Source organism: Arcicella aquatica (genome assembly GCF_034928825.1).
Lineage (GTDB): Bacteria > Bacteroidota > Bacteroidia > Cytophagales > Spirosomataceae > Arcicella > Arcicella aquatica.
The window spans coordinates 39,028-58,417 of the sequence record NZ_JAYFUL010000030.1; the positions used below are offsets into that span (position 1 = coordinate 39,028).

Below are 19,390 nucleotides of genomic sequence, written 5' to 3' on the forward strand. Positions count from 1 at the left end.
TTCTTGTATATTTGAGATAATTATTACCATTAAAACGCAAATGAAGTATTCTTAATTTGTGTGATATATTTTATGGAAACAACAGTCGAATCTCCTTTACAGGAAAAAATAGAAAAAGCCTTAGATAAAATCCGTCCGTATCTGGAAGCAGATGGAGGAAATGTACGTGTCCTTGAAATTGTTGATGGTCATACGCTTCGTCTTGAATTAATAGGTGCCTGTAGTTCTTGTTCGATGTCTGCCATGACATTTCGCGGAGGTATTGAAGAAACAATTTTGCGTGAAGTACCCGAAATCACTAAGGTGGAAGCCATAAATATGTGATTCAATATAAATTCTTGATAAATCAAAAACCCTTGTAGCATGTAATGCTACAAGGGTTTTTTCTTACCTTTGCTTGTAGTAGAAGCTATCGCAATTCGGTTATCAACTTTTAGTTTTAGAAGAAACCGCTTGACCAACTACTATATCGTTTTCATCCATATCAACATCAAAAATTAATTCCCTTTATGAAAATAGGCATCTTCTTTGGCGGTCCTGCCCGTGAGCGTGAAATCAGTTTTGCTGGAGGTAAAACCGCAATGGAAAATATTGATAAAACGTTGTTTGAACCAATTCCTGTATTTGTGGATGGTTTGGGGAATTTTATTTTACTAAATCCTGATTTAGTCTATTCTGCTTCGATTCGGGATTTCTATCCACCAAAATCATATCAAGGAGATTACAGTATTTATGTTGAATCTTTAGGGCAATTATCGGATGAAGAATTGAACGAAATAATTTCAAAAGTAGGTGAACGAATTAGTCCAGAACAGTTTTCAAAGAAATTTGATTTTGTTTTTATCGCCATGCATGGGCCTGCTTGTGAAGACGGAAGTATCCAAGGATTATTAGAGTGGTATGGTATTCCTTATTCAGGGCCAAGTTTGATGGGTTCATCAATAGGAATTGATAAAATTGCCCAGAATGATTTAATCCGCTTGTCTGTCGGACTAGATAAAAAAACGACAAGTATCAGCCGTGAATATTTTGAAAGCAAAGATGCTATAGCATTGTTTGAAGAAGTAAAGGCATCAGTAGGTTTACCATTTGTAGTTAAAGCTCCACATCAGGGTTCATCAATCGGAGTAGCTTTTGTGAAAAAAGATTCGGTTGAGGATTTTGTGAAAGCCGTTAAACAATGTTTGTTTATCAGAGAAGTTTCTTTAGATGAATGGAATAGTGTGGAACATACAGCATTCGTTCAGACGATGGCGAATTTAGACGAAGGAATCGGATTGCCCGTTTCGATGAATGGGGAAGTTGTATATCACCCTGCTGAGCTCTTAGAAAAAATTACTTCACATTTTGAAAACTCACAGGAAAATGTAGGCTTGATTTCGATGAATTCGGAAGATGCCGTTTTGATTGAAGGTTTTGTAAAAGGGCAGGAGTTTAGCTGTGGAGTAATTCAAAATCCAGCCTGTGAGTCTGTAGCTTTACCACCGACTGAAATCCTAGCCAATGTGGAGGTATTTGACTTTAAAGCCAAATATCAATCGTCGGCTACTCGCAAGAAAATCCCGATTAGAACATCTTTAGAGAATAACCAACAAGTACAAGCAGATGTGAAAAAAGCATTTGATTCGCTAAAATTTGGCGTTTGTACGCGTATAGATGGTTTTGTTACGCCTGAAGGGAAAGTTATTTTGCATGACCCAAATACCATTCCGGGGATGTCGCCAACGTCTATTATCTTTAAGCAAATGGCTGAAATTGGTTTGAACGTAACCGATTCTATTACCTATTTTATTCGCCAGTCTATTCGCGAAAGAATGCGTACAGGGAAAAATACATTTAAGTTTCAGCAATTGTTAACAAAGCTCGATATTGCGATAGCTAAGCGCCTTGAAGAGATGGAGGATAGACAAAAAGTAGCGATTATTTTCGGTGGATTCTCGGCAGAAGATCAAGAAGAAAGTTTTGTAAAAGCCAGAAAAGTATATGCTACCTTGTCGGCTTCAACAGAATATTATCCAGTACCAGTTTTTGTAACAGGTGAAAACCACCTTAGCGAAGAACTATACTTGTTACCAACCAATTTGATGTTTAAAGAATTTGCCGAAGATATTAGTAAAGCGTTAGATGGTTCAATTCACCCATTGATTGTTGAGACCAGAAAAAGTGCGGAAAAAATCACATTGCATTATACAGGAAAATTAGTAGGAACAGTGGAACCAATTAGTAGAGAGAAATTGCATGAAATAGTTGATTTGACATCTATTTGTACAACCGATATTGCAATTGATTTACCTGTTTATTTGTAAAATACCTAGAAATAAAAGTTAGAGTTTGTTACTCTAACTTTTATTTTATGAGTTACTTTACCTCCGTGTAAAGCTAACTCCATATGGTAATAAATAACTGGTTTCTGTTTCAATAAATAATTTACCACCTTTCGTACGATTTCTACCATAATCAACTTTCTGATTATCAAAAAGTAACTCCATGAAATCTACAAATTCGTGTGAAACACGCTCTAATAATTTCCGACCCACTTCATTTACACCAAAAGTTCCTTCTAACAGATAAGGTAAAATAAATAGCTTACTTTCAACAGGCTTTCCAGCTACCATTCTAGGAGCCCAATACCCACTTGTCGATTTTATATGATTGACCACAGCGTCTTTTACTTTTTCTGGGCAAGCTCCTTTTACAAAAACGGTATCAATAGTTCCTTGTGCTGTTACTTTAAAAGAGAAAACAGAAATAGTACAAATAGTATCAGGATTGAAGGTTGGTATTCGTAACTTACTCCAAATATTCTTTCTGTCCTTCATTTGTAATTTTGGAGGAGTATCATTACTAGATGAGCTTTGTCCCAAGATTATATTAAAGCTTATTAACAAAAAGAAAATCAATAAACTTCCTTTATGGGCAATGTGTTTCTGGTGCATTGTTGGCATTATTTAGGTTTTTATGTTTAAGATATATAGGTAATTTATTTTACAAAGTTGGTGTAAGGAATGTTTTTATGCTATTAGCAAGAAAATAATCTAAAAATAATCATTGTATTCTGATAAAATTCAAGGAAAATACTATGAAAAATACAAAATATATTAATTTTGTACCTTCGTTTGAACAATCTTTGAGTTAATGGGTAAGTTCCTGTTGCTCAGAATCCCAAAATCATGTCTTCCAAAAAAATACAATCAGCTCTTATTTCGGTTTATTACAAAGACGGACTCGCTCCGATTGTCGAATTACTTCATCAAAATGGAGTAAAATTATACTCGACAGGTGGTACGCAAACTTTTATTGAAGAATTAGGTATTCCTGTGACAGCAGTAGAAGACCTAACAAGTTATCCTTCTATTTTTGGAGGAAGAGTAAAAACCCTTCACCCAAAAGTTTTCGGTGGTATTCTTTACCGTCGTGACCATGAAGGTGACGTAGCTACAGCGGCACAATACGAAATTCCTTCAATCGATTTAGTGATTGTTGATTTATACCCTTTTGAAGAAACAGTTGCAAGTGGTGCCTCTGAAGATGATATTATCGAAAAGATTGATATCGGTGGTATTTCACTAATTCGTGGTGCGGCTAAAAACTTCAATGATGTGTTGATTGTTTCGTCTCGTACTCAATACGCAGAAGTACTTTCGATTTTACAAGCCAAAAACTGTAGTACAGATTTATTAGATCGTAAACGTTTTGCGATGTTGGCTTTCGGTACATCTTCTCATTACGATACTGCCATTCATGCTTATTTTAATGGTAATACTAATGATATTTATGATTTCAAATCTTTACCACAAAGTACGCTTCGTTATGGTGAAAACCCACATCAATCAGCTACTTTTTATGGTGATATAGATGCCTTGTTTGATAAATTGCATGGTAAAGAATTATCATACAATAACCTTGTTGACGTAGATGCTTGTATTACTTTGTTAGATGAATTCAAAGAGACATCTTTTGTTATCATCAAACATACGAATGCTTGTGGTGTAGCATCTGCTGAAACTGTTCATCAAGCATATTTGAATGCTTTTTCTTGTGATACTATCTCTGCATTTGGTGGAGTATTAGCTACTAATGGAACAGTAGATAAAGCATCTGCTGAAGAGATGAATTCATTATTTTTCGAGATTTTGATTGCTCCAGATTTTACTGAGGAAGCTTTGGTAATATTGAAGTCTAAGAAAAACCGTATTTTGTTAAAACGTAAACCTGTACAAAATTCAACAATGATGTTCAAAACATTATTGAATGGTGTATTGGAACAAGATAAAGATTTAGCGACAGAAACCGTTGCTGATTTCAAAACTGTAACAACTAAAGCACCGACTGACTCAGAATTACGTGCCTTGGAATTTGCGTTGAAAATCTGTAAGCATACTAAGTCAAATACCATTATTTTAGCAAAAGAAGGACAGCTATTGGCTTCTGGTGTTGGACAAACTTCAAGAGTAGATGCTTTAAAACAAGCCATCGATAAAGCTGCTGAGTTTGGTTTTGACTTACAAGGTTCAGTAATGGCTTCTGATGCATTCTTCCCGTTCCCAGACTGTGTTGAGATTGCTCATAAAGCAGGTATTACTGCGGTCGTTCAGCCAGGAGGATCAATTAAAGACAAAGATTCTGTAGCTTATTGCGATGCTAATGACTTGGCTATGGTGATGACAGGTGTTAGACACTTTAAGCACTAAAAACCAGCGCTTTAATATAATTTTTATAAGACCTCGCTCATCTTTTGGGCGAGGTTTTTTACATTATTTTGCTTTATAAAATCTATACTAAAATTTCATTTCATCAATTCTGTAAAAAAGCCTGTTTTTTAGCCCAAATTCTACGCAAAAATCAACAAACGTTAGATGATTTGATAGGTTTTTTGTATTTTTACTTTTTAATTGGAAATAAAGCAAATTGGGCAGATTAAACATCACATTACAAAAAGCTTCAAAAATATAAATGAAAATGGAAGTGAGGGTTTTGACGTTTAGTATATAAAATATTGAAGACATTCAAAATCAACCTACCAAAATCAAATAAAATATGTCAGAATATCAGGAACTAGAAGAAAACAGTAGAGCTAATTATGATGCCGATAACATTCAGGTGCTTGAAGGCCTTGAGGCAGTAAGAAAACGTCCATCCATGTACATTGGTGACACTGGATTTAAAGGTCTCCACCACTTAATTTGGGAAGTTGTTGATAACTCGATAGATGAAGCCTTAGCAGGTCATTGCGATTCGATTAAAGTAACCATCAACACTGATAATTCTATCACTGTTGAAGATAATGGTCGTGGTATTCCTACAGGAATGCACACTAAAGAGAAAAAATCTGCTTTAGAGGTTGTAATGACGGTTCTTCACGCAGGTGGTAAATTTGATAAAGACACTTATAAAGTATCTGGTGGTTTACACGGTGTGGGGGTTTCATGTGTGAATGCTCTTTCAACAGATTTAAAAGTAACCGTAAATCGTGACGGAAAAATCTTCCAACAAGAATATAAAATTGGTGTTCCGCAATACCCTGTAAAAGAAGTAGGTGAAACAGACCGTACAGGTACAACCGTTACATTCAAGCCTGATGCTAGTATTTTCACAGTAACTGAATATAAATACGAAACAGTAGCAGGTCGTTTGCGTGAATTGTCGTTCTTGAATGCAGGTATTCAAATTAGTTTGACCGACCTCCGTGATTTAGATGAAAATGGTACTCCTAAAGGCGATTTATTCTTCTCAGAAGGTGGTTTAAGTGAATTTGTATTGTATTTGGATGCAAGTCGTGATAAAATCATTGAAGCACCTATCTACATGGAGGGTGACAAAAATGGTGTTCCTGTGCAAGTAGCGATGATGTATAATACTTCATATACTGAAAACGTAGTGTCGTATGTAAACAACATCAATACCATTGAAGGTGGTACGCACGTTGCAGGTTTTCGTGGTGCTTTAACACGTACGTTGAAAAACTATGCTGACAAATCGGGTGCTTTGGATAAACTGAAAATTGATATTGTTGGTGATGACTTCCGTGAGGGTTTAACTGCCGTTATCTCTGTAAAAGTAGCAGAACCTCAGTTTGAAGGACAAACCAAAACCAAATTAGGGAATGGTGAGGTATCAGGAGCAGTTTCGGCGGCTATGTCTGATATGCTAGAGTCGTGGTTAGAAGAACACCCGAAAGAAGCTCGCCAGATTGTTGCTAAAGTTGTATTGGCAGCTCAGGCTCGTCACGCGGCTCGTAAGGCTCGTGAGATGGTTCAGCGTAAAACAGTATTAGGCGGAAACTCTTTGCCAGGTAAACTAGCTGACTGTTCTGACAATGACCCACACATTTGTGAATTGTATTTAGTAGAAGGGGACTCAGCAGGGGGTACAGCTAAACAAGGTCGTAACCGTGCATTTCAAGCTATTTTACCATTGAGAGGTAAAATCTTGAACGTAGAAAAAGCCCAAGAATATAAGATTTACGAAAGTGAAGAAATCAAAAATATGATTACGGCTTTGGGTGTAAGTTTTGGTAGAGATGGCGACGAAAGAGCCTTGAATACTGAAAAGTTACGTTACCATAAAGTAATCATCATGACGGATGCCGATGTCGATGGTTCTCACATCAGAACCTTGATTTTGACTTTCTTCTTCCGTTATATGAAAGATTTACTTGATAAAGGCTATATCTATATCGCACAACCACCATTGTACCAAGTGAAGAAAGGACAGCAAATGGAATATTGCTGGACAGAAACACAACGAGAGCAGGCTATCAAACGCATTGCGGGTAATGGTAAAGAAGATTCAGTAGGAGTACAACGTTACAAAGGTCTTGGAGAGATGAATGCTGAACAATTATGGGAAACTACGATGAATCCAGATACACGTACTTTGAAACAAGTAACGATAGAATCGGCTGTTGAAGCCGACCATTTATTCTCGATGTTGATGGGTGATGAAGTACCACCACGTCGTGAGTTTATTGAGAAAAATGCGAAATATGCGAAGATTGACGTGTAGTTAATTTTTGGTGATATAAATATATAAACGAGCTCCAGACTATTTAAAATGTATCTGGAGCTCGTTTGTTTTGGATAAATATAGGTGTTAAATTGCTATAATAAAAAACTGTGATTTTTTAAATTTAAACTACATCGAGCAATGTTAAACCACAAAGCCTTTTTATTAACTCCATTTTTCTTTTTTTTAATTACTCAATATATCCATAGCCAAACCGTAAAAAAAATTTTCTTACAAAAACAAATAGGTGTTGGCCCATTTTATAATTCAACTACCTTTTTAAACCTACGCCCTGATTCTTTATATAGATTTCCTGATATGAACATAAGCAAGTCAATTGTAAAAAGAGCCTATTTTCAAAAAGAAAAACAATTGTATGAAGAATATCTAAAGGGTGGAGTGTCAGAAGAAGAGTTTGAAGGAAAATTGAAAATATATAAAATACTGCCTTTAATTGTATCTAAACCACGCAAAACTGCTTATTATGTAGATTTTTTTATTGGAGAAATTAATAAGAATAAGCGTGTAATAATTGCAGATATTAATAGGAATAGTGATTTTAGGGATGATACTCCATATTACATTGAAGGAGATTTTAGCCTTAAAAGCAAAGATATTAAAGATGAAAAAATACTGAAACAACTACCTGTAATTGCGGTGAAATATGAATTTGATAATGGACAGAAAACTCAATGGATTAAAACCATCGTAAAACTAAATCCTTTTAAGACAGGAGCAACTTATGGAAACCCTATTGAGGATGATTTGTACTTAATGATTGAACATTTTTATTTTAATAAAGGTAGCTTTAAAGTAAATGGGGAGGAGTATGTAGTTGTTAGCTCTAACACTTCAATATCTGCTGAATTTAATGAGAGCAAGACATCTCTATTTTTCTTTAAAAAGGAAGACTATAAGCAAACATTAAAACCTAATGTAAATCTAATTTCATTTAAGGCTTACGATTCACTAAGACTTGGAAATGTAAACTTTTATATATCTAAAATATCGTTAGCTGGCGACACACTGTACATGAGGAGTACTATAAAGTCTAAACACATTATTGGTATTCAAGTTGGGAACTATATTACTAATAGCTTGTATTTTGATAATATTGAAAAAGATAAATATCTACTCATAGATTTTTGGGGTACATGGTGTGCTCCATGTATCGAAAATTTACCAGAATTAAAAAAAATATATGAAAAATTAGACAAAACTAAAATTCAATTACTGAGTATTGCTTCTGATAGTGATTCTTTGGGTGTTAACAAAATCATAAAAAAGTATGATATGTCTTGGTTAAATAAATCAGAAAATTATCAAGATAATGGGTTTGTGAAAAAATTAAGAGTAAATACTTTTCCTAGTATTATTTTAGCCTCGCCAACTGGACAAATATTAGAAAGAAAGATAGGTAGTAAAACAATGATATTTGAGCTTAACAAAAAGCTGGAAGAATTAAGGCTTTTTAATAAATAGGACTCATAGATTCTACCTGTCAACCCTAAAACATTCCTAACTGTTCATTACTCCCTAATTTCCCAGTATAGTAATCGTTTACATCTTTATATTCATCTGGAAGGTTCTTGCGGGTACAAGAGATATTAAAATGTGTAAAAATCTTCTCTAGTTCCTCCGCTGCTTTATGTCCAGCCTTGTCGTTATCTAAATAAAAAACCACATTGACTCTTTTAAATAATTTAGCCCATTCTTTTTTGAAGATATTGGCTGTTCCTAAACTAACCGCCGTTTTACCTTCCTGAACTAAACGCATACAGTCGAAAGCCCCTTCGGTAACATATACGGTTTCTCCAGTTCTAGTCTTCTTTAAAACATCGGCATTAAATAGTGTTAAAGGCTTGTTATTCAAGAAACAATAGCGATTTGTACCATCGATAGGTTTATTAATCACACGGCCTTGTAAATAAACAATTCGACCTTCGCGATAATAAGGGATGATTAATGAATGAGCGTAAAAAATGAGGTTGTTTTTGGTATTATATAGCCCTGATTCTTGTAAGTCGAGGGTTGCGAAATGTTGTTTTAAATACCAAGTTACTTCGGTATAATCTTTAATGACAAACAAGTTAAAATCTTTAATGGTCTTATCAGTAAAGCCACGCTGTTTTAAATATGCAAGGGCCGATTGAGATAATTCGTTTGATTTTTGTTGCAAACAAAAATTACGAAAGGCTTCATAAATCTGAGAATGTATTTCTTCGGTTGGCTTTTCTTTTTCTTGTACTCGTCTGATGGCTGCTACATCAAACAAATTACTAGTGGGTAACTTTTTCTTAGTGTACGTCGGATGCTTTTCAAAACCTGGGATATATTCTACTGCCATTTCCTGAATGGTAGCTTTTATATCCATCTTTTTGATTTCTGAATATAAACTAATGCTGTTACCAGTTTTGGCACAACCAAAACAATAAAAGCTATTGGTATGTGGATATAGCACCAGCGATGGCGTATCGTCTTCATGAAATGGGCAAATCATCCGCTGTCGCTTAACGTCAAGTCCCAAATCTTCTGCTATTTGTAGAATAGATACTTGGTTGAGCTCGTCTAAAATGTTCATGAGGAATATGATATATTTTTTTAAACAAAAAACCCGCAAGAATAAGTTCTAACGGGTTATTAGTTAATATATTTATCAATGACGATTAGTTATTACTAAATCTCATTTTCAATTCATTAAGTTTTGCTTTTACAGAAGTATCAATCTGACGATCGTTTACTTGAAGGATATATCCACCAATTAAATCTTCTTCAATTTTCTCAATGATTTCTACATCTTTTCCAGTTGTAGTAGCAACAATTTGCTGAAATTCAGCTTTTTGTGCAGCTGTTAGTGGAGTAGCTGTAGTAACATAAGCCTTCTGAATACCTTTGTATAATTCATATTGAACAAGGTAATCTTCAGCAATTAGTTTTAATACTGATTCACGATTTTTTTGAGTAATGATTTCAAAAATAGACATCGTTGAATCATCTACTTTGCCTTTGAAAATTTTTCTAAGTATCGTCAATTTATGATAGTGAGATACGATAGGGTTTTTCAACAGTAAGTAAAACTGATGGTTTTCGTCGCAGACTTGGTTGAAGAGTTTCATGTCTTCATATACCTGAGCTTCAACGTTTTTTTCTATCGCCAAACCAAGTAACGATTTGGCATATCTGAATGCAACGGTTTGCTGGGACATTTTAATTTTGGATTTTTGATGTTGAATTTAGATAATAAGTATCCTCATTCTTTATTCAAATCGTAATATCAGCTAATCGATATTAGTTTAATTTAGCATCAGCTAACAAAGTATTTACCAAAGCTTCTTGAGCACCACGGTCAGCTAACTGAGTACGTAATACTTTTTCTGCAATTTCAAGTGATAAAGTAGCAGCCTCTTTTCTTAATGAAGCCACAGCACTTACTTTCTCTTGGTTGAAGGCAGCACGAGCTTTCTCGATTTCTTCTGCACCAGCTTTCTGAGCTTCAGCTCTTGCTTGTACAATCATTGCTTCGCTAGCATCTTTTGCTTCTTTTAAAACTCTGTCACGCTCAGCACGTGCTTCTGCGATTAGTTTTTCGTTACCAGCTTTCAATTCCGCCATTTCTTGACGAGTTTTTGCTGCTAAAGAAAGAGCATCTTCAATTGATTGTTCTCTTTCTTGTAAAGATGCTATGATTGGTTTCCAAGCAAATTTTGATAACAAGAAATACAAAAGACCAAAAATTACTAATTGCCAAACTATTAGACCAAGACCAGGGGTAATTAAATCCATCGTTGTCTGTGATTTTGTATGTGAAAATTTCTATGAATGCTTTCTAAAAACGTAAACTAACTTTCTGACTTAGAGAATGTATAGTACACATTTGATATTTTTTAAGATGAAAATCAGCAATAGCCTAATGCTTTTCTTGCTGATTTTCAAATGTTGCTTTTGAATAGGATTCAATTACCAAAAAACTAATTTTTTCAGATATGAACGCTAATCAGTTGGTTTTGAATTACTTCAACGTTACCAACAAACAGATTACCGCTGCGAAAAGAGCTACGGCTTCAACGAATGCTGCAACGATCAACATAGCACCTTGGATTTTTCCAGAAGCTTCAGGTTGACGAGCGATAGCTTCCATTGCAGAACCACCGATACGACCAATACCTAAACCAGCACCGATAGCTGCAACACCAGCACCTAAACCAGCAAGACCTAAACCTAAAGAAACTTCTCCTAAGATTGACAAAAGTGACATAATTGTAATTGTTTATTTGTTAAATTAATTTGAAAAACGTTTTGAATAAATATTAATGATGGTGCTCTTCAACGGCTGAACCAATGTAAGTTGATGTCAACATGGTGAAGATATATGCTTGTAATAAAGCTACCAATAATTCGATAAGGTTCATGAAAATAGAGAAACCAACGATGATTGGGCTAATTGCGATACTTTCAAAGATAAAAATTAATGAAATTAAGCTCAATAAAATGATGTGTCCCGCACTGATGTTAGCAAAAAGACGAACCATTAAAGAGAAAGGTTTCATGAACAAACCGATAACTTCTACGGGTGTTAATAAAATTAATAACCATTTCGGTACGCCCGGCATAGCAAAGATGTGTCCCCAATAAGTACTTCTTCCGTTAAGGTTAGTTACAAAGAAAGCAATTACTGCTAAAACTAACGTTACTGCGATATTACCTGTTAAGTTAGCGCCACCTGGTAATAATCCTAAAAGGTTATTAATCCAGATAAAGAAAAACAATGTTAGTAAGTATGGCGTAAAGCGTCTGTAATGTTTTTCGCCAATGTTATTTTTTGCGATTTCGTCACGAACAAAAATGATGATTGGTTCTAATAACGACTGTAATCCTTTCGGAGCTTTTCCTTCACGCTCTTTGTATCCTTTTGCAACTGAGAAGAAAATAGTCAATAACAGCACAGCGCTTAATAACAAAGAAGCTACGTTTTTAGTGATTGAAAAATCATAAACCGCAGAACCATCTTCAGCAACAATATGGTGATGTTCTAATTTTAGTCCCTCATAGGAAACAGCTTCATGGTGTTCGTTTTTGAACTTACTTGAAGAGAATACTTTCAAGCCATCTTTAGTAAAAACGATACATGGCAAAGGAAGCGAAACGTGCGAATGTCCAATAGTAGCAAAGTGCCATTCGTGTTCGTCACCGATGTGCTCAAGGATAAGTTTACCTGGCTCGAATTTCGCTTCGCCATGGCTTTCTTCATGCTTGCCTTCTACGGCTTCTGTGCTAGTTTCAGTAGTAGGCGTAGCTGTTGTATCAGCACTATGCTCATGCTGAGCAAAAGTTACTGATGAGAACAAAAATAAAAAAGCTAAAATATTTGAAAAATACACTTTCTTCATCACGGCTTCTTGGAAGTATATGGTTGTTTTTTGAATATTCTTAATAATAATCTTTACTCTTGGTTGGTGATAATCAATACTTTATAAATAAAACTAATTGATTCACCTCTAAAAGTGTCGCAAGTTACGATACAATCCGTAAATTTCAAACCCTGTGTAACATAAATAGAGTACAAAAAAATTGGTAATAAAGATATAGATGTCTTTTGTACCCATATAAGCAATTACGCCAACGAAAATCAGACTTAGTATTAACCTTGTTACAATACCACCTAAATAGAATTGCACAAAGTGCTCGCGATTGTTAGCAAACCCCATTTGTGCCAACAGATGATTCAGGTAAGAAACCGCAAAAAAGAAAGCCAATATTATCCATTTATAAGAATGAAGATATTGGGAAAGTCCTATTTGTGGAGAAAAATAAAATACCAAACCCAAGACAATCGTTAGGATAATGATTCTAAGCATAATCAATAATTTTTGCAAAGGTAGGCAAAGACTAACTTTCAGAAAAGGAGAATCATAAAAAAAGCTACTCAACGAAATACGTTAAGTAGCTTTTTTATTTTTTAAGCTAATCCTTATTTTACTTGATAAGTATTTTTAGCGATACCAATGCCTCCACTAAATGCTGTTCCCTCTACTACAATGTTGATACTTGTTTTTGCATCTGTGTTCCAGTAGGTTAAGGTAGCTTTCCCCGTTGAATCTGTTTGAACATTAGGAGCCCAATGGAGTGTAGAGCGAAAATCAGGACGAACATTTTCTGGTTTATCCACATCATATTTAGGAGCATAAAATTCGCGAGCTACATGATATCCAAAACGCTTTTGAAGAGCAACGCCCAAGGCAGGGTCTTTTGAATAATCGTAGTTTGCTCCACCTCTTTTAGTCAAAATTGAAATTACGCCATTACTAGCTCGTGAACCAAAAATAGCGGCATCTGCCCCTTTTAATATATCAATTTCATCAACGTCACAAGGATTTATACCCGTAAGAATATCAACGGATGTTGCCATACCATCTAATACAACCAGTGGGTCAGTGCTTCCGTTAATGGTACCTATCCCTCTGATGATTACTTTATAGCCACCACTTCCATCAGGCGAAATTTGTACCCCTGGTACTCTACCTTGTAGCATTTGTAATACGTTGGTAGCACCAGCACATAAAATATTATCCACTTTTATCGTATTACTAGCCCTACCATAAATTTTACGAGAATCTGGAGGGGTCTCTTTTTTAGCTCTCACCACTACCTCATCCAGCATCTGAACTTTGTTAAGCTTTAATTTTTTCTCTAGTTCAATAGCATCCTTCGCTTTTTTCAAGAAATCAGCAAGTTCTTTGGCATCAAATTCTATAGGATTAAAAGGGGTTCTTATAATCTGTACTTTGGGCGCACTTTGTTGTGGGTCAATAGATACCTGAAGGTTCTTACTTCCTTTATCTTTCATGCCTTGTATAAAAACTTGGGTGCTATCATTAAAATCAATGCCATAAAAAGCATAGTTTCCTAAAGAATCTGCACTACTCATTAAAATCTGAGGATTTTCATTTTGCGTTTTCAACATCAATGTCAGGCTTACATTATTCGCAGGTTTACCATTTGGGCGTAATGCTTTTCCTGTTATACTCAATCCTGTTTCTAAAATATGCTGAAAGCTAGGTTTTTTATTGTCAATAATATCTTTCCAAACAAATCGTCTCCAGCCCTGCGTTAGCATTAATATATCTAAATGTCTAGCCGCATTTTCATTATTAGATTCAAAATAATAGGCAGGTTGCTCTATATTACCTTTTAAACTTGCATAGTATTCGCCTGTTTTTTTCTCAGCAATATCTGAAGTCAATAATAAATAAGTTAATAAATTACCTTGAAAAGCATCAGGAATTACTTGCCCAGCATCAGTTACGGCCACAGAAAAATCACCTTTTAAGGGTTTCCCTGCTTTATCTGTTGCTTCCAGATTCAGCGTTACTTTTTCTCTGTTTTTATAGACAGCCTTATCAGTGCTAACTTTTAAATTTATCTGTTTGTCTTGCTGTACAAAAACGAGACGTTCGCATCTTGGTTCGCCTTTTGAATCAAACATCGTAATTTGTATGATACCATCGTCAGGAATTTTATCTTTAGGAATACTTACGCCAAAAGATTTTAGTTTTTCTGAACCCTTTGCTACAAAACAAATTTGTCCTCTTTGTTGTGCAATAATGACAATATCCTTGGCTTTATCGGCAGGAATGGGTGTACTATTAGAAATGAAAACTTTTATCTTTTCTTTGTTCGATACATTATCAATCGCCATTGTATAGCCTTGCTGATAGGCGGTAGGTAAAACAAAAGACTTTAATGTACCATCTTTTTGTTTGACGTATGCTGTATAGGTTTCTAAATTTTCTGGCGTAAAGTTGAAATAACCCATTCCTAAATGTTCAGAATTGAAGGCAGCAGCGGTATCTTTAGTACTACTCAATACAAACCCTTCGTGTTCCACTCCTTTACCTGCAATATTTACAGCTTTGAAACCTACTCTCGTTTGAAGACCCACTACTAAATTTCCACCTTCTGGAAAAAATTGCAAATCAGCAACTTCTTGTAATTTGTTTCCTGCGGTTTCGGTGAGTTTATTTTTTGAAGCACCTTCCCAAATTTTTATTTCTTGTCTGAAAAAAAACTCTTCTGAGAAATTTCTCATATAATTGGTATAAGCCCTGATTTGATAACTCCCTTCTGCTAAAGAATCAGGAATGAGAATATCACCAAAGGTTGAACCATCAGATTTTAAAGTGCGTTGTGCAATAATTTTACCTTTTGATTCATCTATTAAATCAACGTATAGTACTCTGCTGACAGAATCTATTCTATGATAAGTAGCATCAAACAAATAGCCTTTGAACCAAATAGTTTCACCTGCTAGATAATAAGGTTTATCGAGCTGTAAATAAACTTTTTCTTGTGGGTTTTCATGATGGAATTTATCGAATTTGGCGACTAATTTTTCAATAAAATCGTCTCCATCTTCCATAAAAGTAAAGGCAGAGGTGATAAAGAGGGTGATAGATAAAAAAGTAAATAGCTTTCGATTCATACGTTTAGGTGGGTTTTGTTTGTAATATATTTTAAACGATTCAAATATCTTAGTTGGTGTTTACAAACACAATTATTTTGTGATAGGTGGGGTTTAATGGGGTACAAAAAAAAGATGACCCCAATTAATCAAAACTGAGGTCATCTTTTTATTTATATTCCTTTAACACTACAGCGTTGTAAGGTCGAAACCATCCATGAAGGCAGTAGTAAAGTTTCCAGATTTAAAACGTTCGTCATCCATTAATTTAATATGGAATGGAATAGTAGTTTTAATTCCTTCAATCACAAATTCTTGCAAAGCACGTTTCATACGAAGTAAAACTTCTTCACGGGTTTGTCCCGATACGATTACTTTCGCAATCATTGAATCGTAGTTTGGTGGAATAGTATAGCCAGAATACACGTGGCTGTCGATTCTCACACCACGACCACCTGGAAGGTGAAGGTTCGTGATTTTCCCTGGAGACGGACGGAAGCCGTTTTTAGGGTCTTCAGCATTAATACGGCATTCTAGAGCAAACAATTTAGGGAAATAGTTTTGCCCTGAAATAGGTTCGCCCGCAGCTACTTTTATTTGTTCTTTAATTAAGTCAAAATCAGTAACTTCTTCAGTAATCGGGTGTTCTACTTGGATACGCGTATTCATTTCCATGAAATAGAAATCTCCGTGTTTGTCAAGTAAAAATTCGATTGTACCAGCTCCTTCGTAACCGATAGCCGAAGCACCTTTTATGGCAGCTTCACCCATTTTAGCTCTTAGCTCGGGCGAAAGGGCAGGTGAAGGAGTTTCTTCACACAATTTTTGGTGACGACGTTGGATAGAGCAGTCACGTTCTGATAAGTGACAAACTGTACCGAATTGGTCTCCAACAATTTGAATTTCGATGTGGCGTGGCTCTTCTACATATTTCTCCATGTAAAGACCATCGTTTCCAAATGCTGCTGCTGATTCAGTTTTAGCATCTGTCCACAACTTATCAAATTCTTCTTCTTTGCGGATGATTCTCATACCACGACCACCACCACCAGCAGTTGCTTTGATGATAACTGGGTATTTGATGTCTTTCGCTAAAGCTTTTGCTTCTTCTACCGTATCAATTAATCCATCAGAACCAGGAATTACAGGAACCCCTGATTTTTTCATGGTGTCTTTAGCTGTTGCTTTATCACCCATCGAATTGATTTGATCGGCGGTAGCCCCAATAAATTTGATACCATATTCAGCACAAATTCTTGAAAACTCAGCATTTTCAGATAAAAATCCATACCCTGGATGTATCGCATCTGCACCAGTAACTTCGGCAGCAGAAATAATAGCAGGAATATTTAAATAAGATTGACGACTTGGTGGTGGGCCTATACAAACGGCTTCATCAGCAAATTTTACATGAAGGCTCTCACGATCGGCAGTTGAATAAACAGCCACCGTTTTAATGCCCATTTCTTTACAAGTCCTGATGATGCGAAGAGCAATCTCACCTCGGTTGGCAATTAATATTTTTTTAAACATGATTCAATTTGAGCATTTGAAAACTTGAGAATTTATAATTTGATAACTAAAGGTTTAGCAAATTATTCTATCTTCAAATTAAGCCAGTTCTACAACAAATAATGGTTGGTCAAATTCAACAGGCGTTGCATTTTCAACCAAGATTTCAACTACTTTACCTGAAATTTCAGATTCAATTTCGTTGAATAATTTCATTGCTTCAATGATACAAACAGTTTTACCCTTTGTAATTTCTTTACCAATTTCAACAAAAACTGGTGAATCTGGGCTAGCAGAACGATAGAACGTTCCAATCATTGGTGATTTGATAGTAACTCTATTAGCATGAACTACTGGAGCTGCCGCTGGAGTAGCTGGTGCCGAAGGAGCTGCCGCTGATGTTGCAGGAGCCACCGCTGGAGCAGCAACGGCCACTTGTGGAGCTGCTACTTGCTGAATCACTGGTGCTGCACCATAACGTTTAACAGATAATTTTAACTCCGAAGTTTCAATGTTTACTTCATCAAGGGTTGATTGTGCAATAAAATCAAGGAGTTTCTGAATTTCTTTATTTTCCATGTTAGGACTGTTATAGGGATTACTTTACTCTTTCAGCGTACTCGTATGTACGAGTATCGACTTTAATTTTTTCGTCTGTTTGGATGAATAATGGTACTATAATGGTTGCTCCAGTTTCTACTGTAGCAGGTTTTTTGGGAGCATTGGCTGTATCTCCTTTGATGCCTGGTTCAGTATAAGTTACTGTCAACTCAACAAATGGAGGCATTTCGCAAGAAATAGGCAATTCAGTTTCGGCGTTAATTAAAATCTCAACTTCTTGGCCTTCTTTCATCAAGTCGGCAGCTTCAACCATTTCTTTATTAAGGGTGATTTGTTCGAAAGTGATGTTATCCATGAAAGTAAAACCAAACTCTTCAGCATAAAGATATTGGAATACTCTACGTTCAACACGAACAGGGTAGATATTTACACCTGAGTTGAAGGTATTATCAATAACTTTTCCAGAAGTCAATGATTTCAATTTTGTTCTTACAAAAGCAGGTCCTTTACCTGGTTTCACGTGCAAGAATTCAATAATTGAAAATAAATCATTATTGAATTTAATTACTAAACCGTTTTTGATGTCTGCAGTATTTGCCATTTTTTATAATTGATATTAAAATAATGATTATCAGTACAGGTAATCATCTCAGCAATATCGCTATTATTATTTTAAATAAATTTTGTTACTATGAATAAAGTATCCGCAAAATTAATCTTTTATTGATAAATAGTGAAATAAATAAATACTAGAAATTTTGCAAGGAATATTGTTGTCAATTTAGGCTTAATATGCCCATTTTAGATAGATACTTCCCCAAGTAAATCCTCCGCCAAATGCTGCTAGAATTAAATTATCTCCTTTTTTTAATTGAGATTCATAATCCCACAAACATAAAGGAATCGTAGCGGCTGTGGTATTACCATATTTTTGGATAGTCAACATCACTTTGTCAGGGCCTATTCCCATACGGTTCGCCGTAGCATCAATAATTCTTTTGTTAGCTTGATGGGGTACTAAGAAAGCTACATCTTCACCAGTAAGGTGATTACGTTCCATAATTTCAGCTGAAACATCGGCCATTCTAGTGACGGCAAATTTAAAAACCGCTGGTCCTTCTTGATGAATATAATGCTGACGTTGGTCAATTGTTTCGTGAGTAGGAGGGTAAGCACTTCCTCCAGCTTTTTGGATTAAGTGATTAGCACCCGAACCATCAGACTTCAAGATGAAATCTTGAATACCCAAGCCCTCTGTATTAGCTTCTAATAAAACAGCACCAGCGCCATCGCCAAATAGTACACAAGTAGTTCTGTCAGTATAATCAACAATTGAAGACATCTTATCTGCACCCACTACTACTACTTTCTTGTATCTACCAGCTTCAATAAACATAGCACCCGTAACAAGGGCGTTTAAAAAGCCAGAACAAGCAGCCGCTATGTCATAAGACCCAACATGAGGGATGCCTACTGCCTCACAAATAATATTGGCAGTAGCTGGGAAAAAATGATCAGGGGAGATAGTAGCACAAATTAATAAATCAATTTCCTCTGGCTTAGTGTTTGTTTTGGCTAATAAACCCTTAACTGCCTCTATTGCCATTACAGATGTACCTTTTCCTTCTCCACGTAGAATATGACGTGTTTTAATGCCCGTTCGGCTTACTATCCATTCATCAGTGGTATCAACAAATTTTGCAAGGTCAGCGTTGGTCAATATATCTTCGGGTACATAACCTTGTACTCCGGTAATTGCTGCAGTGATTTTGGTCATGGTTATATGGGAAATGCTCGAATAATAAAATATTAGAAAATCAACGTAGATTATCCAAAATTTTTATTCGCTCATTC

At 35.5% G+C, this 19,390-nt stretch carries 17 protein-coding genes; 5 read left to right on the plus strand and 12 right to left on the minus strand.

Annotated elements, in window-relative coordinates:
• Positions 1-72: 72 nt before the first annotated feature.
• Together VB264_RS16545 and VB264_RS16550 are read left to right on the plus strand one after the other, a co-directional pair.
• Positions 73-324: a NifU family protein gene (locus VB264_RS16545; RefSeq protein WP_309912759.1), complete on the plus strand. Its 252-nt coding sequence runs from the start codon at positions 73-75 to the stop codon at positions 322-324.
• Between the two features lie 185 nt (positions 325-509).
• Positions 510-2,306, plus strand: coding sequence for a D-alanine--D-alanine ligase (locus VB264_RS16550; RefSeq protein WP_323251003.1), 1,797 nt, complete (start codon positions 510-512; stop codon positions 2,304-2,306).
• Positions 2,307-2,363: 57 nt separating this feature from the next.
• Here VB264_RS16550 and VB264_RS16555 read toward each other — a convergent pair whose 3' ends face one another.
• Positions 2,364-2,945 carry a hypothetical protein gene (locus VB264_RS16555; protein WP_323251005.1) on the minus strand — a complete coding sequence of 194 codons (582 nt, stop codon included), beginning with the start codon at positions 2,943-2,945 and terminating at the stop codon, positions 2,364-2,366.
• 225 nt (positions 2,946-3,170) lie between these two features.
• Here VB264_RS16555 and purH point away from each other — a divergent pair, with 225 nt between their 5' ends.
• The 3 genes from purH to VB264_RS16570 all read left to right on the plus strand — a co-directional run bounded on the left by purH (position 3,171) and on the right by VB264_RS16570 (position 8,487).
• Positions 3,171-4,691 (plus strand): bifunctional phosphoribosylaminoimidazolecarboxamide formyltransferase/IMP cyclohydrolase, encoded by a 1,521-nt coding sequence (purH, locus tag VB264_RS16560; protein WP_323251007.1) that lies wholly within the window; start codon positions 3,171-3,173, stop codon positions 4,689-4,691.
• Between the two features lie 346 nt (positions 4,692-5,037).
• Entirely contained in the window at positions 5,038-7,005 is a 1,968-nt protein-coding gene (gene gyrB, locus VB264_RS16565; RefSeq protein ID WP_323251009.1) for a DNA topoisomerase (ATP-hydrolyzing) subunit B, read from the plus strand.
• A gap of 141 nt (positions 7,006-7,146) precedes the next feature.
• Complete coding sequence (locus VB264_RS16570; RefSeq protein WP_323251011.1) at positions 7,147-8,487, plus strand: TlpA family protein disulfide reductase; 1,341 nt, start codon at positions 7,147-7,149, stop codon at positions 8,485-8,487.
• Positions 8,488-8,512: 25 nt separating this feature from the next.
• Here VB264_RS16570 and VB264_RS16575 read toward each other — a convergent pair whose 3' ends face one another.
• The 11 genes from VB264_RS16575 to VB264_RS16625 form a co-directional block, all read right to left on the minus strand.
• Positions 8,513-9,586, minus strand: a complete 1,074-nt coding sequence (locus VB264_RS16575; protein WP_323251013.1) for a CHC2 zinc finger domain-containing protein — start codon at positions 9,584-9,586, stop codon at positions 8,513-8,515.
• A gap of 85 nt (positions 9,587-9,671) precedes the next feature.
• Entirely contained in the window at positions 9,672-10,211 is a 540-nt protein-coding gene (gene atpH / locus VB264_RS16580) for an ATP synthase F1 subunit delta (protein WP_323251015.1), read from the minus strand.
• An 82-nt stretch (positions 10,212-10,293) separates the two neighbouring features.
• Positions 10,294-10,788: a F0F1 ATP synthase subunit B gene (gene atpF, locus VB264_RS16585; RefSeq protein ID WP_323251017.1), complete on the minus strand. Its 495-nt coding sequence runs from the start codon at positions 10,786-10,788 to the stop codon at positions 10,294-10,296.
• A 226-nt stretch (positions 10,789-11,014) separates the two neighbouring features.
• Positions 11,015-11,260 (minus strand): ATP synthase F0 subunit C, encoded by a 246-nt coding sequence (atpE, locus tag VB264_RS16590; RefSeq protein ID WP_184129022.1) that lies wholly within the window; start codon positions 11,258-11,260, stop codon positions 11,015-11,017.
• A gap of 52 nt (positions 11,261-11,312) precedes the next feature.
• Positions 11,313-12,392, minus strand: a complete 1,080-nt coding sequence (gene atpB, locus VB264_RS16595) for a F0F1 ATP synthase subunit A (RefSeq protein WP_323251019.1) — start codon at positions 12,390-12,392, stop codon at positions 11,313-11,315.
• Positions 12,393-12,500: 108 nt separating this feature from the next.
• Entirely contained in the window at positions 12,501-12,860 is a 360-nt protein-coding gene (locus tag VB264_RS16600; RefSeq protein WP_323251021.1) for a hypothetical protein, read from the minus strand.
• A 113-nt stretch (positions 12,861-12,973) separates the two neighbouring features.
• Positions 12,974-15,484: a TonB-dependent receptor plug domain-containing protein gene (locus VB264_RS16605; RefSeq protein ID WP_323251023.1), complete on the minus strand. Its 2,511-nt coding sequence runs from the start codon at positions 15,482-15,484 to the stop codon at positions 12,974-12,976.
• Between the two features lie 168 nt (positions 15,485-15,652).
• The gene (gene accC / locus VB264_RS16610; protein WP_323251025.1) at positions 15,653-16,996 is read right to left on the minus strand and encodes an acetyl-CoA carboxylase biotin carboxylase subunit; all 1,344 of its coding nucleotides are present in this window, start codon (positions 16,994-16,996) and stop codon (positions 15,653-15,655) included.
• A 78-nt stretch (positions 16,997-17,074) separates the two neighbouring features.
• Positions 17,075-17,554, minus strand: coding sequence for an acetyl-CoA carboxylase biotin carboxyl carrier protein (gene accB, locus VB264_RS16615; RefSeq protein ID WP_323251027.1), 480 nt, complete (start codon positions 17,552-17,554; stop codon positions 17,075-17,077).
• Positions 17,555-17,573: 19 nt separating this feature from the next.
• The gene (efp, locus tag VB264_RS16620; protein WP_323251028.1) at positions 17,574-18,137 is read right to left on the minus strand and encodes an elongation factor P; all 564 of its coding nucleotides are present in this window, start codon (positions 18,135-18,137) and stop codon (positions 17,574-17,576) included.
• Positions 18,138-18,323: 186 nt separating this feature from the next.
• The gene (locus VB264_RS16625) at positions 18,324-19,313 is read right to left on the minus strand and encodes a beta-ketoacyl-ACP synthase III (protein ID WP_323251030.1); all 990 of its coding nucleotides are present in this window, start codon (positions 19,311-19,313) and stop codon (positions 18,324-18,326) included.
• Positions 19,314-19,390 lie beyond the last annotated feature (77 nt).

Excerpts from the sequence above, each read along its gene's own strand:
- VB264_RS16545 (WP_309912759.1), top strand. The coding sequence starts at position 73 with ATGGAAACAACAGTCGAATCTCCTTTACAGGAAAAAATAGAAAAAGCC.
- VB264_RS16550 (WP_323251003.1), top strand. The coding sequence starts at position 510 with ATGAAAATAGGCATCTTCTTTGGCGGTCCTGCCCGTGAGCGTGAAATC.
- VB264_RS16555 (WP_323251005.1), bottom strand. The coding sequence starts at position 2,945 with ATGCCAACAATGCACCAGAAACACATTGCCCATAAAGGAAGTTTATTG.
- purH (WP_323251007.1), top strand. The coding sequence starts at position 3,171 with ATGTCTTCCAAAAAAATACAATCAGCTCTTATTTCGGTTTATTACAAA.
- gyrB (WP_323251009.1), top strand. The coding sequence starts at position 5,038 with ATGTCAGAATATCAGGAACTAGAAGAAAACAGTAGAGCTAATTATGAT.
- VB264_RS16570 (WP_323251011.1), top strand. The coding sequence starts at position 7,147 with ATGTTAAACCACAAAGCCTTTTTATTAACTCCATTTTTCTTTTTTTTA.
- VB264_RS16575 (WP_323251013.1), bottom strand. The coding sequence starts at position 9,586 with ATGAACATTTTAGACGAGCTCAACCAAGTATCTATTCTACAAATAGCA.
- atpH (WP_323251015.1), bottom strand. The coding sequence starts at position 10,211 with ATGTCCCAGCAAACCGTTGCATTCAGATATGCCAAATCGTTACTTGGT.
- atpF (WP_323251017.1), bottom strand. The coding sequence starts at position 10,788 with ATGGATTTAATTACCCCTGGTCTTGGTCTAATAGTTTGGCAATTAGTA.
- atpE (WP_184129022.1), bottom strand. The coding sequence starts at position 11,260 with ATGTCACTTTTGTCAATCTTAGGAGAAGTTTCTTTAGGTTTAGGTCTT.
- atpB (WP_323251019.1), bottom strand. The coding sequence starts at position 12,392 with ATGAAGAAAGTGTATTTTTCAAATATTTTAGCTTTTTTATTTTTGTTC.
- VB264_RS16600 (WP_323251021.1), bottom strand. The coding sequence starts at position 12,860 with ATGCTTAGAATCATTATCCTAACGATTGTCTTGGGTTTGGTATTTTAT.
- VB264_RS16605 (WP_323251023.1), bottom strand. The coding sequence starts at position 15,484 with ATGAATCGAAAGCTATTTACTTTTTTATCTATCACCCTCTTTATCACC.
- accC (WP_323251025.1), bottom strand. The coding sequence starts at position 16,996 with ATGTTTAAAAAAATATTAATTGCCAACCGAGGTGAGATTGCTCTTCGC.
- accB (WP_323251027.1), bottom strand. The coding sequence starts at position 17,554 with ATGGAAAATAAAGAAATTCAGAAACTCCTTGATTTTATTGCACAATCA.
- efp (WP_323251028.1), bottom strand. The coding sequence starts at position 18,137 with ATGGCAAATACTGCAGACATCAAAAACGGTTTAGTAATTAAATTCAAT.
- VB264_RS16625 (WP_323251030.1), bottom strand. The coding sequence starts at position 19,313 with ATGACCAAAATCACTGCAGCAATTACCGGAGTACAAGGTTATGTACCC.